Annotated in this window: 10 protein-coding genes and 2 pseudogenes; 9 read left to right on the forward strand and 3 right to left on the reverse strand. The window is 62.5% G+C overall.

The window, feature by feature from the left end; translation table 11 throughout:
• Both QKW60_RS16200 and QKW60_RS16205 read left to right on the forward strand, forming a co-directional pair.
• The coding region (locus QKW60_RS16200; protein ID WP_282370206.1) for an HAD-IC family P-type ATPase at positions 1 to 945 on the forward strand (945 nt) is incomplete at its 5' end.
• The gene (locus QKW60_RS16205) at positions 942 to 1,643 is read left to right on the forward strand and encodes a VIT1/CCC1 transporter family protein (protein ID WP_282370207.1); all 702 of its coding nucleotides are present in this window, start codon (positions 942 to 944) and stop codon (positions 1,641 to 1,643) included. The genes QKW60_RS16200 and QKW60_RS16205, both read left to right, overlap by 4 nt.
• 221 nt (positions 1,644 to 1,864) lie before the next feature.
• Here QKW60_RS16205 and QKW60_RS16210 read toward each other — a convergent pair whose 3' ends face one another.
• Both QKW60_RS16210 and QKW60_RS16215 read right to left on the reverse strand, forming a co-directional pair.
• Positions 1,865 to 3,910: an oxidoreductase gene (locus tag QKW60_RS16210; RefSeq protein WP_282370208.1), complete on the reverse strand. Its 2,046-nt coding sequence runs from the start codon at positions 3,908 to 3,910 to the stop codon at positions 1,865 to 1,867.
• A gap of 3 nt (positions 3,911 to 3,913) precedes the next feature.
• Positions 3,914 to 4,504: a TetR family transcriptional regulator C-terminal domain-containing protein gene (locus QKW60_RS16215; RefSeq protein ID WP_282370209.1), complete on the reverse strand. Its 591-nt coding sequence runs from the start codon at positions 4,502 to 4,504 to the stop codon at positions 3,914 to 3,916.
• A gap of 158 nt (positions 4,505 to 4,662) precedes the next feature.
• Here QKW60_RS16215 and QKW60_RS16220 point away from each other — a divergent pair, with 158 nt between their 5' ends.
• The 6 genes and pseudogenes from QKW60_RS16220 to QKW60_RS16245 all read left to right on the forward strand — a co-directional run bounded on the left by QKW60_RS16220 (position 4,663) and on the right by QKW60_RS16245 (position 11,566).
• Entirely contained in the window at positions 4,663 to 7,119 is a 2,457-nt protein-coding gene (locus QKW60_RS16220) for an FAD-dependent oxidoreductase (protein WP_282370210.1), read from the forward strand.
• A gap of 46 nt (positions 7,120 to 7,165) precedes the next feature.
• Positions 7,166 to 8,260: pseudogene (locus tag QKW60_RS16225) on the forward strand (ABC transporter ATP-binding protein).
• Positions 8,257 to 9,171, forward strand: a pseudogene (locus QKW60_RS16230) (ABC transporter permease). Before QKW60_RS16225 ends, QKW60_RS16230 begins: the two co-directional pseudogenes overlap by 4 nt.
• Entirely contained in the window at positions 9,164 to 9,964 is an 801-nt protein-coding gene (locus QKW60_RS16235) for an ABC transporter permease (RefSeq protein ID WP_282370211.1), read from the forward strand. The pseudogene QKW60_RS16230 and the gene QKW60_RS16235 overlap by 8 nt, the downstream one beginning before the upstream one ends.
• A gap of 30 nt (positions 9,965 to 9,994) precedes the next feature.
• Positions 9,995 to 11,017 (forward strand): extracellular solute-binding protein, encoded by a 1,023-nt coding sequence (locus QKW60_RS16240; protein WP_282370212.1) that lies wholly within the window; start codon positions 9,995 to 9,997, stop codon positions 11,015 to 11,017.
• Between the two features lie 66 nt (positions 11,018 to 11,083).
• Entirely contained in the window at positions 11,084 to 11,566 is a 483-nt protein-coding gene (locus tag QKW60_RS16245) for a hypothetical protein (RefSeq protein ID WP_282370213.1), read from the forward strand.
• Positions 11,567 to 11,746: 180 nt separating this feature from the next.
• Here QKW60_RS16245 and QKW60_RS16250 read toward each other — a convergent pair whose 3' ends face one another.
• On the reverse strand, positions 11,747 to 12,313 hold the full coding sequence (locus tag QKW60_RS16250; RefSeq protein WP_282370214.1) for a TetR/AcrR family transcriptional regulator: 567 nt from the start codon (positions 12,311 to 12,313) through the stop codon (positions 11,747 to 11,749).
• Positions 12,314 to 12,716: 403 nt separating this feature from the next.
• Between QKW60_RS16250 and QKW60_RS16255 the strand changes: the two genes are divergently transcribed.
• Entirely contained in the window at positions 12,717 to 13,181 is a 465-nt protein-coding gene (locus QKW60_RS16255) for a nuclear transport factor 2 family protein (protein WP_282370215.1), read from the forward strand.
• Positions 13,182 to 13,187: the final 6 nt, after the last annotated feature.

Genomic DNA, 13,187 nt, shown 5'->3' on the forward strand with positions numbered 1-13,187 from the left:
CAAATCGTGTCGATCGACAGCCACGACGGCATGGCGGAGGACGACATCCTGTGCGTTGCCGCTGCGCTCGACCAGGCCTCCAAGCACCCCGTGGCGCAGGCAATCGTCGCGACCGCGAAGGAGCGGGGCTTCTCTCTGCCCGTTCCGTCAGACGTGGCGGAGATCCCGGGTGAAGGCGTCGTGGGCCATGTCGAAGGCCGAAAGGTCATCGTCGGTGGGGATGCCTTCGTCGCGTCCCGCGTAGGTCGGCGGCCCGGCGATCAATCCGTCATCGCCGCCGGCTCGGTCCTCGTTGCCGTCGCCGTCGACGGGCATATGGCCGGGCACCTCGTGATGTCCGATCCGCTGCGCGAAGGCGCGGGCGGCATGCTCGACGGGCTGCGGCGGGAGGGGATCGCACGCATCCTGCTCGCTACTGGCGACCGCGCGGACGTGGCTGAGCGCGTGACCGAGGGGCTTGGCCTCGACGGGCTGCGGGCCGGGCTGACGCCGGACCAGAAAGTTCTGCTTGTGCTGACCGAGCGTAAGAATGGCCCGGTGATGATGGTGGGCGACGGCGTGAACGATGCACCCGCGCTCGCAGCAGCGGACGTGGGCGTTGCGATGGGCGCGCGGGGCGCTGCCGCTTCGGCGGAAGCGGCCGACGTGGTGCTCCTTGTCGACCTGATCGACCGGCTTGGGCCGGGGATTGAGATCGCGCGCGGCGCGCGGCGGATCGCTCTCGAAAGCGTCGTGGCAGGGATCGGGCTGTCGGTCGCGGGCATGATCGCCGCCGCCTATGGCTATCTCACGCCCGTGCAGGGGGCACTCCTGCAGGAGGCGATCGACGTCGCCGTGATCCTGAACGCGCTCCGCGCTCTGCGCATCGCGCCGCACGAGCCCGCTACGAAACCAAAGGCTGTCTCCTCTGGGCACGCCGACATCGCTCAAGGAGCCACGCCATGAGCCGCCTCTCGCATTCTGAAATCCACATGGTGCATCGCATCGGCTGGCTCCGGGCGGCCGTTCTCGGGGCCAACGACGGCCTCGTATCGACCGCAAGCCTCGTCGTCGGCGTGGCCGCGGCCGGCTCTGGAAAGCCCGAGGTTCTGATCGCGGGCCTAGCCGGGCTAGTGGCGGGTGCGATGTCCATGGCCGCTGGAGAATACGTATCGGTCAGCTCACAAACAGACGCCGAACAGGCCGACCTCGCACGCGAGACCCGCGAACTGGCGGAGACATCTGAAACTGAACTCGAGGAACTGACCCGGATCTACGTGGATCGGGGGCTGGAGCGCGACCTGGCCGAGAAGGTGGCCATCCAGTTGACCCAACGCGACGCCCTCGGATCGCATGCCCGCGATGAGCTTGGCATCTCCGAGAGAGTGACGGCCCGCCCAATCCAGGCTGCCCTGGTGTCGGCTCTCACCTTTGCCGTTGGCGCCGTGCTTCCGTTGATCCTCGCGCTGCTTGTGCCGGAAACGCGGATCGGGCTTCTAGTGGCGGCATCGTCGATCGTTGGGCTGGCGGTGCTCGGTGGGCTTGGCGCGTCAGCCGGCGGAGCAGGCGTGCTACGTGGGGCCGCAAGGGTAACGTTCTGGGGCGCACTGGCCATGGGCGCGACAGCTGCGGTCGGGGCGTTGTTCGGGGTCACGGTGGGGTAGCCTTATCAGACCCGCGCCGAACGACCACAAAGTCCGCACTGCTGTCACTCGACCTGCGGAAATGCTGCGCCAGTCCTCCAAGTTCGGCTTCGGAGAAGCTGCAATGCGGCGCGAACCAAGCCGATGAATGTCTCTTTTGGGCCGCGAGTGCAAGATTATCAGGAAGCAGTTGCCGGAACGGACATTGATGCAAGAGTATTTGGCGGGCGAGCGACCACCGGTCAGCTCTGTTGCTCCGGCTGGAACCCGTCCCTTCGTACCATGGCTCTTTCCCTGCGCACGTCAACCGGATGCACCAGATGCTGACACGCAAACCTGTGTCCGTCATGGACGGCGTGGGCAATGAGACCGGGGGCGCGGGCGTCGCCGATACGGTGGAGCGTGGCAAGGCCGGCGTTCTTCAACGCCAACCAAAGCCCGTCCTGCGGCTCGCGCGACGTGACGGGGACGAACCCATCGCAGGCAATCTGGCTGCGCCGTCCGGTGTAGGCACAGGCCAGATCCGCCGCGCCCGCGCTCAGCCCGGTCATGATCGTGCCGGTCAGGATCGTCACGCCGCGCTCGATCAACCGGGCCTGAAGGCGGGATTGTTCGACCGTATAGGCGGACCATTCGGCGACGCGGCCTGCGGGTGTGACATAGGTGACCTCCAGCCCCTCGGAGGCAAGAAGGTCAGCGATGCCCGCCGCAACATGATACCCTTCGTCGTCGAAGATCACGGCCGGACCTTTGGGCCGCATGCCGTTCAGAATCGCCTCCGGTGTCATCGTGCGCGGGTCAGAGAAGCTGGCGACGCCGCGGGGATGGCTGCGGCCGCGCCCGTCGGCACGCCAGAGGCTGCCGGTCGCCACGTAGACATGGCGCGCTTCGGTTTCCAGGACCGACGCCCGGTCCATCGCGGAGGCTAGGTAGAGTTCCACATTCGGCATCTGGCTGATCTGGTGCAGCCGCCAGTCGCGCACTCGCGCCCATTCCGACAGGCCCGGGAGGCGCGATTCCAGCGTCACCCGCCCGCCCGGCTCGTCACCCGCCTCGGCCAGCATCACATGTGCGCCGCGCCGCCCAAGCGTGAGCGCGGCCTCCAGTCCCGCCGGACCCGCACCGACGATCAGCACCGGCTCATCTGTCCGTTTCAGCGCGGGCACGCGTTCGGGGTGCCATCCGCGCCGCCATTCCTCGCCCATCGTCGGGTTCTGGGTACAGCGGATCGGCGCGCCCAAACCATCATGGGCGTAGCAGATGTTGCAACCGATACATTCGCGGATGTCTTCAAGCCGCCCCTCGCGGATCTTCGCGGGCAGGAAGGGATCGGCGATCGAGGGGCGGGCGGCACCGATGAAATCCAGGACACCGCGCCGGACCTGCGACAGCATCGTCTCGGGGCTGGTAAAGCGTCCGACGGCGACGACGGGCTTGCCCGTAATGGTCTTCACGTGTGCGATATGGTCCTCTAACACCGCCTCCTTGACGAAGCGGGATGGCCCCATCTCGGTGGCGTAGTCGGGGATCGTCACGTCGAAGACATCGACGAAAGGTGCGAGGTCCGACAAGAGCCGCGCGCGTTCCTCACCGCCCGATCCATCCTCGTCCGTCACCTCGATGCGGATCGCCACGGCACAGCGGTCGCCCACCGCTTCACGCGTCTCCTCGACCAGTTCCCGGACCAGCCGGGTGCGGGCGGCGAACTCGCCACCATATTCATCGGCGCGCGGATTGGTCGAGGGGTCGAGAAACTGGGTCAGAAGATATGTATGCGCGGCATAGACATAGATCACGTCGAACCCGGCCTGCTTGGCACGGAGCGCGGCCGTCCGATGCCAGGCTCGCAGGTCGCGGATATCTTGCCGGTCCATGCGCTGGCTCTGCCATGGCACATTCTCGGCCAGCATGCTTTCGGGGCCGAGAGGCGCCTCGCGGGAAAGGACGTTCCCCGCCCGCCAGCCGCCGTGCCACAGTTCCACCCCGGCCAGCGCGCCATGGGCATGCACGGCCTCGGTCATCGCCGCCATGTTGGCGATATCGCCCTCGTCCCATAGCGTGGCAAAGGGCGCGGGTGTGTCATCCGAAGTAGGATGAATCGAGCAATATTCGGTGTTGACCACGCCCCAGCCGCCCTCGGCCTTGACCCCTCGCATGGCAGCAAGAGTAGCGGGGAGCGCAAACCCCATGCCGGTGCAATGCGGCACCTGCCAGAAGCGGTTCGGCGTGGTGACGGGGCCGATCTTCAAGGGCTGGAACAGGATATCGAAACGCGGGTCGCGGGCCATGGCTCAGTCTTCCTGTCGCGGCCCTGCGGTGGTGAAGTGACGCGGGAACTGACCCGCAAGATAGGCGTAGATCTGAGCCTTGGCGTCGTCATTTGAGAAACGCGCCGGATACATCAGGATGTTCAGCCAGAATCCATCGAAGAGCGCTTCCAGCGCTTCGCCTATGCCTTCGGGATTTACATCTTCGTACCCACCCTGGCTGATGAGGGCGCGGCACAATTCGGTCGACGTGTCCAGCCGTTCCATGTCGAGTGCGGCCGTACATTCGCGGTAGGATTTGCGCTGCTTGGTCTCCCCGAAAAAGGCGAACCAGACGGCGAGTTTGCGACGATTGCTGATGCCGCCCTCGAAATGTGCTTCGACGATCGCGGAGAGTTTCTCATGCGGTGCAAGATCTGGCCGCCGCGCCGTTTCCTGCCAACGGTCGCGCAGTTCGGCGGCGAGGTAGTTCAGAGTTTCGACCAACAGCGCGTCCTTGGACTTGAAGTGAAAATTCACCAGGCCAAGCGACAACTCCGCGATCCCCGTCACGGTCGTCAGTGTCGTGCCCGAGATCCCATAGCGGCTGATCGAGGTGATCGTCGCCTCAATCAATTGCTTTCTCCGCTCTTCCGGAGGAGCAGTTCTTCTCCTCCTAACACTCTCTGATTTATTCATTAATTTACGCCCATTGAATGTGTATTCAATCATTGCTTGCTTTTGTCGCCGAGTCAATCGATGCTTTTGATCAAACCTTGATTCGCGGACAGACGATGCAGCAGACTCTTCCTTCCCATGCCCGGGCCGTTGTGATCGGCGGTGGTGTCATTGGTACATCCACAGCCTACCACCTTGCCGAACAGGGCTGGACCGATATCGTCGTCCTCGAACGTGACAAACTCACATCAGGCACAACCTGGCATGCAGCGGGCCTGATCGCCTCGGCAGGCATGTCAACCGAGACGCTCAGCTGGATCTTTCGCCATTCGCACGACCTCTATCGGCGGCTTGAGGCGGAAACAGGTGTCTCCACCGGCTTCCATCAATGCGGTCATCTGCATATCGCCACGACGAGTGCCCGACGCGAGGCGCAGCGGCGCGAGATGAACTTCATGCGCCTGATGGGGCACGACAAGCACGAGGTCTCGCCGGCCGAGGTCGAGGCAATGTTTCCGCTGATCGAGACCGAGGGGATGCTCTCGGCGATCTGGTCGCCCGAGGATGGCCGCGCCAATCCGGTCGACGTGACCATGGCGATGGCCGCCGGGGCGCGAAAGCGCGGCGTTCGGATCGTCGAAGGCTGCCCGGTGGACGACATCCTCGTCGAACGCGGGCGGGTGCGCGGCGTGGTCACGCCGCAGGGAACGATCAGAGCGGATGCTGTTGTTCTGGCCGCCGGGATGTGGTCGCGCCAGATCGGCGCGAAGATTGGTGTGCCGGTGCCCCTGCAGGCGATGGAACACTATTATCTGTTGACCGAGCCGATGAATGGCGTGCACCGCGACTTGCCGGTCGTTGAAGACCCCGAAAGTTACGCCTATGTCCGCGAAGAGGGTGGTGGGCTGCTTTTCGGCCTGTTTGAGCCCGATGGCGCGCCCTGGGCCACTACGGGGATTCCGGGGGATGCGAGCTTTTCCACGCTGGCGCCTGACTGGGACCGGATGACGCCACATCTGGAACATGCCTTTCGCCGCTTTCCGGCGATGCAGACAGCGGGGCTCAAGACCTTCTTCTGCGGCCCGGAAAGTTTTACACCGGACGGCAAGTTCCTGGTCGGCGAATGCCCCGAGGTTCAGGGGCTCTACCTCGGTACCGGCCTGAACTCGCTTGGCATCCTGTCGGGTGGCGGGGTCGGTGCGCTCTTGGCCGAAGAGATCGTCCAGGGCAATGCCAGCCAGGATATGACCGGACTGACGCCTGCGCGCATGGGGGCACATGAGGCGGTGCGCCACTATCTGCTCGACAGGCTGCCGGACGCGCTGGCTTACAGTTTCACCAACGCTTCGCTGCCAAACTTCAAGCACAAGCGGGCCCGGGCCGCGCGGCGGTTGCCGCTGCATGACCGGTATGCTGAAAAGGGCGCCTATTTCGTCGCGCTCTCGGGCTGGGAGATGCCCTTCTGGTTTGCGCCTGACGGACCGAAGCCAGACGTGAGATACGAATTCGGCCGACAGGACTGGTTCCACCTCTCTGCTGCCGAACACCGGGCGACGCGCGAAAGCGTCGGACTGTTCGATAAAACCTTCATGGGAAAGTTCGTGGTCCAAGGCCGCGACGCCGAGAAGGTGCTGAACCGGGTGAGTGCCAATTCGGTCTCGGTTCCCGTCGGTGCAAACATTTATACTCAGTGGCTGAACCCGCAGGGCGGCATCATCTCGGACCTGACGATCACCCGCACCGGCGAGGATGAGTTCCTGCTGGTTACCGGCGACGTGCTGCAGCGTATTACGCCGTCCTGGCTGAAACGTCATGCCGGGCCGGACGAGTTCTGCGCCGTCACCGACGTGACTTCGGCCTATATGATTCTATCGTTGCAGGGCCCCCGGTCGCGTGAGGTATTGGCAGCAATCACCGGTGCGGACCTTTCGACCGAGGCGCTGCCCTTCCGCAGCTCGGCCTTCGTCGAGATCGGTTATGCCCGCATCCGCATCGTCCGCGTCACCTATATGGGTGAACTCGGTTACGAACTTTACATCCCGTCAGAGCAGAGCCTGAACGTTTTTGATGCGTTGGTGGCGGGAATAGAGGCGCAAGGAGTGCCCTGCACCCTTTGCGGGTTGATGGCGCTGGAAAGCCTGCGGTTGGAAAAGGGATACCGTGATTTTGGCGTCGATATCGACAATACCGATACGCCGCTGGAAATGGGCCTCGGCTTTGTCGTTGATATGGGCAAGGATTTCATCGGCCGCGACCGGCTGGCCGAACAGAAGGCTGCCGGCGCTTTGCCGAAACGGCTGGTTGCGCTGAAGCTCGACGACCCGGAGCCGCTGCTGCTGGGGTCAGAGCCGCTTTTCGCGGATGGTGTTCCGGTGGGCTATGTCCGCGCCGGAACCTTTGGCCACACATTGGGCGCCTCGGTCGGGCTCGCCATTGTCGAGAATGCAGACGGCGTAACGTCCGACTACCTGAAAACGAAATCATTCGAGGTCGAGGTCAACGACCGGCGCGTCAAGGCGACGCTCTCAATCGCGCCCTTCTACGATCCGAAAAGTGAACGCGTGCGCGCATGAACTGTTGTCAAAGCGGCACAAAGGCCGAGGGGGAGGGCCTGACCACATGAAGGAAGCAATCGGCATCAAGGATGTCAGCAAGGTGTTCGGCCAGGGCGATTCCGCCTTCACCGCCGTTGCCAGGGTCAACATCAACATTCGTGAAAACGAGCTCTTCACGCTTCTCGGGCCATCGGGCTGTGGCAAGACCACGCTTCTGCGGATGATCGCGGGGTTCGAGTTTCCGACCGATGGCGAGATTCTGCTGCACGGCGAGAACATCGCCGACATGCCGCCCTTCCGCCGCCCGATCAACACGGTCTTCCAGAATTACGCGCTCTTCCCGCATATGACGGTGGCCGACAACATCGGCTTTGGCTTGCGCATGCTCGGAAAGTCGAAGGCTGAGGTGTCCGAGCGGGTGAACGCGATGCTGCGGCTGGTGAAGATGGAGCCGATGGCCGGGCGCCGCACAAGCGAAATCTCGGGCGGTCAGCAACAGCGCGTGGCCTTGGCCCGCGCTCTCGCACCGCAACCCAAGGTCCTGTTGCTCGACGAGCCGCTCTCGGCGCTCGACTACAAGCTGCGAAAGGAAATGCAGCTGGAACTGAAGCGGATGCAGCACGAGACGGGCATCACCTTCATTTTCGTGACCCATGACCAGGAAGAGGCGCTGACGATGTCGGACCGTATCGCGGTGATGTCGAAAGGCCAGGTGCTACAGGTCGGCAGCCCACGCGACATCTACGATGCGCCGTCCGACCGGTTTGTTGCCTAGTTCATCGGCGAGACGAATTTCCTGACCGGCCGCGTGCGCACGATCGCGGACAAAACCGCCGAGGTCATGCTGGAAGGCGGCACCGCGATTTCTGCAGCCGCAGCCGGCGTGGGTGTCGGCGACGAAGTAACCATTGTTGTGCGCCCCGAACATGCGGAGGTTGTCGCCGCCTCCGCCCCAGGCGGCGCCGTGACCAATGACACACTGGAGAACGTCGTCTATTTCGGCACGGATACGCATTTTCATGTCCGCCTTGCTGACGGGTCGGTTTTCGTGACCCGTCAGCAGAACAAACCCAAGCTGAGCAGCGAGCTTGCCATCGGCAGCGAGGTGAGTATCGCCGTAGCCGCCGACGCCGCGCGCATCCTGAGGGCCGGGGCATGAGCCAGTCCGCGATCAGGGCGGACTATCGCCGTATGCTCACGCGCCGCTGGCTACTTTCGTCGCCCGCACTTCTCATCGTTCTTCTCGCGGCAACCGGCCCGCTTCTGGTGGTTCTGCTCTATTCCTTCCTAAAGGCGGGCCCCTATGGCGGTGTCCTGCCGGAGTTTTCGCCCGAGGCCTGGATCGGCGTGGTCATGGAACGCGGGCTGTTCAACGATACGCTGTCGATCGCCGACGCCCATCTCGCGATCTTCTGGCGTTCGATACGGCTGTCGCTGGAAACCACCCTCCTGACGCTGATCTTCGGTTTCCCGACCGCCTAATTCATTGCCACAAGGGCACCGAACAGGCGCGAGCTTTGGCTGTTCCTGATCACAATCCCGTTCTGGACGAACCTTCTGATCCGCACCTTCGCGATCCTGCAGATCATCCGGAACGACGGCACGATCAACACGATCCTGCTCAAGCTCGGGCTGATCGGAGACCCAATCCGGATGCTCTATACCGACGGCGCGATCCTGGCCGGCATGGTCTATGTCTATCTGCCGCTGATGGTGTTGCCGCTTTACGCCAGCATGGAAAAGCTCGACTTCCGCACCGTCGAGGCGGGCTACGACCTTTACGCGACGCCTTTCCGCGTGCTCCGGCTGATCATCGTCCCGCTGGTCAAGCCGGGCATCGTCGCTGGCTGCATCCTCGTCTTCATCCCCTCGCTCGGCGCCTATGTGACGCCGAACGTGCTGGGCGGCGGCAAGAACCTGATGATCGGCAACCTGATCGAACTGCAGTTCGGGCAGGGTCGGAACTGGCCGCTCGGCTCGGCGCTGTCGATCTCGCTCATGGCCGTGGTGATGGCCGCGCTGATCGTCTACGTCCGAAACGCCGATAAGACGGGGGGGCACCATGGCTAAGCCGTTTTCCGTCAAGCGCCAGCGCGGCTTTACCGCCATGGCAATCACCTGTTTCGCAGCGCTTTACCTGCCTATCTTCGTTCTGGTCATCTTCGCGTTCAACTCTGCCTCTAGCCTCAGCCACTTCGAAGGCGTCTCGCTGCGTTGGTTCCACCAGGCAGCGCAGAACAAGCAGGTCGTCGATGCGACGCTTCGGTCGTTCCATGTCGCCTCCGCCTCCGCCGTCATAGCGACGCTGGTTGCAACCATGGCAGCACTGGCGACGACACGCACCCGGCCCTATCCCGGCCTGACCTTCAAATATGCGCTTCTGAACGCACCCCTGATGATCCCCGAGATCGTGACGGCCGTCGCGCTCCTGATCGTCTTTTCGCAGGTCAAGGGCTGGATCGGCTATACCGGCATCGGCTATCTGATCGCGGCCCATACCGCGTTCTGCGTACCCTTCGCCTATCTGCCGATCCGCGCCCGGCTGGAGAACATGGACCTGACGCTGGAAACGGCGGCAGCCGATCTTTACGCCACCCGTTGGAATACATTCCGGTACGTGACGCTGCCGCTTCTCTGGCCGGGCATCCTCGCCGGCCTGATGCTCGCCTTCGTCATCTCGCTCGATGACGTCGTCATTACCGAATTCGTGAAATCCGCCGGGCAGGACACGCTGCCCACCTACATGCTCGGCCAGCTCCGCCGTTCGATCACGCCCGAGGTGAATGCCATCTCGGCCGTGTTCCTGACGTTCTCGGTGCTGGTCGTGACGCTGTTTTTCTTCGCAAGCAAGAAAAGGAACTGAGGGAACTGACACATGAACCAGGGAGGACCCATGAAACTGTCAGGATTGATGGTGGCGCTTTTTGCCACAACCACCGCCGCGCATGCCGAAGGTGTGCTGAACATCTACAACTGGGGCGACTATACCAACCCCGAACTGATCGAGAAGTTCGAGAAGACTTATGATGTCAAGGTAACCATGACGGACTACGACTCGAACGAAACCGCACTGGCCAAGGCTCGGCTCGGCAATACCGGCTTCGACATTGCCGTGCCCTCGCAAAGCCACCTGCCGATCTGGATTGCCGAGGGGCTGCTTCTGGAGACCAACCCTGGCCAGATGGAAAACGGCAAGAACATCGCGCCGGATTGGGCCGATCCCGATTTCGATCCGGGCCGAAAGTATTCCGCGCCCTGGCAGCACGGCACAATCGGCATCGCGGTCAATACCGACGTCTACAAGGGGCCGCTCGACACCTGGGCCATCGCCTTCGATCCGCCTGCGGAGCTTCAGGGCAAGGTCAATGTCGTGCCCGAGATGAGCGACATCATCTTCGGCGCCATCGCCTACAACGGTGGCGAGTTGTGCAGCGCCGACGAGGAAGTCCTTAAAAAAGCTCATGCGACGCTGGTCAATGCCAAGCAGCACTGGGCGGCGATGGAATACGGCACCATTGAGTACATGCTGGCCGGCGATTTCGCCGCGACCATCGACTGGAACGGCTCGGCCATGCGCCAGCGTCTGGAAAACCCAGCCATCGCCTACGTTTATCCGAAGGAAGGCGTCGCGACCTGGTCGGATAACGTGGTCGTTCTGAAAGAGGCGCAGAATGTCGAGAACGCCAAACTTTTCCAGAACTTCATCATGGATCCCGAGAATGCGGCGCTGATCTCGGCCTTCGCGCGCTATGCGAACGGGATCGCCGGTTCGGAAGAGTTCATGCCGGAAGATATGAAAGGCGCGCCGGAACTGACGATCGCCGAACATGCGCGGGCCAACACCGTAAACATGCGGATCTGCGATCCTGAAGTGCAGGACATCTACACCAAGATCTGGACCGACGTCCTTAAGTGACCTTCCCGCGCCCGCCTTAAACCGGCGGGCGCGACACCACCCTTGCAGCCAATTGGAGAGCCAGCCATGGCCCAATCCACACGGCACTTCGCCGACTATTTGACGGGACTGCGGACCATGTTCGAAGAGGAATACGTGGGTGAAGGCCTCTTCGAAACGCTCGCCGGCTACCACGACGGCGTGGCGCGGCCGGCGTTTCTCCTCATGGCCAAGATCGAACGTGCCATGATCGCCGTCACCGAACCCGCAATCCACCGGAACGGTTTGCAAATTCGCGACCCCGAAAGTTTACGCGCCGAGGGGCGCGACGAGGCCGAGACGATGCGGACCATGAGCTGGCCCGACTTTTTTGAGCATGTTGTCACAGATTATCCCGCATTTCTGGACGAATTCGAACAGGTCGCCCAACTCGCGCCGCCTTGTGACGCTGCCGATGCCAAACTCCTAATCGACCATGAAGTGGCGTTCATCGACTTTGCAGTCGCGTGTCGGCGCGGGAAACCTGACAGCATGGAAGTCCTTGAAAGCTTTCTCGCCAGGATAACTTAGTCGTCTAGAGCCGGACAGTTGCATCGTCGATCCGATCCACCAGTTGCCGGGCCTGACCAGAAGGCAAATGTCGAGATTTCGCGGTCGCGGTGAATGTCCGGAAAGCGGGCTGCGACCGCAGCATAAAGCCACTACGTCGAGAGTCCGCATAGGGCCGTAGGGCGTCCGGAAGGTGGTTCTCTAGACGGCAAGCATCTGATCGATCAAAACCCTTGCCGCCAATCCGGCATCCCGCGCGGGATCGCAGTTTTGCGACAGGACGGCTGTGACGATCGCCCCTTCCTTCAGCAACAACAGCTGGCAGGCGAGAGCAGTAGCATCCTTTGCTCCGGCCTTTTCGGCCAGCCGTGTGAAGTGATCCAGCAGAAGCCGTTTGTGCTCGGCCGCCTGGACGTGGATCGGGTGATCCCTGTCCTGAAACTCCGCGCTTGCCTTAATGAACATGCAGCCGCGGAACTCGCGTTTGCCGAACCATTCGCCGAGTGCGTCGAACAGCGCCAGAAGCTGACCGCGCGGGGTGTCGGCCAATTCATCGACCCGGCGGTAGAGCCAGTTGCGGAAATTCTCATCCCTGAGCCGCAGCACCGCGAGGATCAGATCCTCCTTGGTGCGGAAATGCTTGTACATTGATGTCTTGGATATTCCGGTCTCGGCCACGAGCATGTCCATGCCGGTGGCGTGAAAGCCGTTCCGATAGAAGATGTCGAGCGCCTTGCGCACCAGTTCGTCGCGTTTTGTCTGTCGCATGATTCGCGCCTTAAGGTTACTGATCAGTACATATATGGGATTGGCGGCGGGCGCAAACCTTGCAGAAAGTTTTTATCTTTTACAGTTATTTAGATGTAGAGCCGCCGAAAGGTGTTCTTCGACTGCTCATGATCAGGTTGACAAAAATTACTGATCTGTACACATTCAAGCCATAAGTTGACAGATCGGTACACCATAAGTCAGAGAAGAGTCGGCCCCATGACCATTCCCCGCCCGAAAACCCTTGCCCTTGCCGCCGCCGCCGCTGCGCTGGCTGCGATGGTCATTACCGCCGCGATGCAGACCCCCGCCGCGCATTAATGCGGCGTCCGGCGCCCCGGCCAATCGCTCCCTCCCCGTCCCCTGAAGGGCCGGGGCGCCCCAAAACTCCGAGGACCAGACCATGACCCGCCCCCCATTTCCCCCGTTCGACACCGACGCCGCCAAGCTCAAGGCGCGGCTGGCCGAAGATGCTTGGAACAGCCGCGACCCGGAAAAGGTCGCGGGCGCCTACACGCCCGGCAGCCGCTGGCGCAACCGGGCTGAATTCGTCGAGGGCCGCGACCAGATCATCGACTTCCTGACCCGGAAATGGGCGCGCGAACTGGATTACCGGCTGATCAAGGAGTTGTGGGCCGCCGCCGGGAACCGCATTGCCGTGCGCTTTGCCTATGAATGGCGTGATGACAGCGGGTCATGGTTCCGCTCTTTCGGGAATGAGAACTGGCAGTTCACGGATGACGGCCTGATGTGTCACCGTATCGCGTCAATCAACGATCTGCCGATTACCGGGGCAGACCGCCTGTTCCATTGGCCCCTCGGTCGTCGCCCCGACGATCATCCCGGCCTGTCCGACCTTGGCCTCTGACGGAGA

The sequence above is a fragment of the Albidovulum aestuarii genome, from assembly GCF_029961185.1.
Classification (GTDB): Bacteria; Pseudomonadota; Alphaproteobacteria; order Rhodobacterales; family Rhodobacteraceae; genus Albidovulum; species Albidovulum aestuarii.

Excerpts from the sequence above, each read along its gene's own strand:
- QKW60_RS16205 (WP_282370207.1), top strand. The coding sequence starts at position 942 with ATGAGCCGCCTCTCGCATTCTGAAATCCACATGGTGCATCGCATCGGC.
- QKW60_RS16210 (WP_282370208.1), bottom strand. The coding sequence starts at position 3,910 with ATGGCCCGCGACCCGCGTTTCGATATCCTGTTCCAGCCCTTGAAGATC.
- QKW60_RS16220 (WP_282370210.1), top strand. The coding sequence starts at position 4,663 with ATGCAGCAGACTCTTCCTTCCCATGCCCGGGCCGTTGTGATCGGCGGT.
- QKW60_RS16235 (WP_282370211.1), top strand. The coding sequence starts at position 9,164 with ATGGCTAAGCCGTTTTCCGTCAAGCGCCAGCGCGGCTTTACCGCCATG.
- QKW60_RS16240 (WP_282370212.1), top strand. The coding sequence starts at position 9,995 with ATGAAACTGTCAGGATTGATGGTGGCGCTTTTTGCCACAACCACCGCC.
- QKW60_RS16245 (WP_282370213.1), top strand. The coding sequence starts at position 11,084 with ATGGCCCAATCCACACGGCACTTCGCCGACTATTTGACGGGACTGCGG.
- QKW60_RS16250 (WP_282370214.1), bottom strand. The coding sequence starts at position 12,313 with ATGCGACAGACAAAACGCGACGAACTGGTGCGCAAGGCGCTCGACATC.
- QKW60_RS16255 (WP_282370215.1), top strand. The coding sequence starts at position 12,717 with ATGACCCGCCCCCCATTTCCCCCGTTCGACACCGACGCCGCCAAGCTC.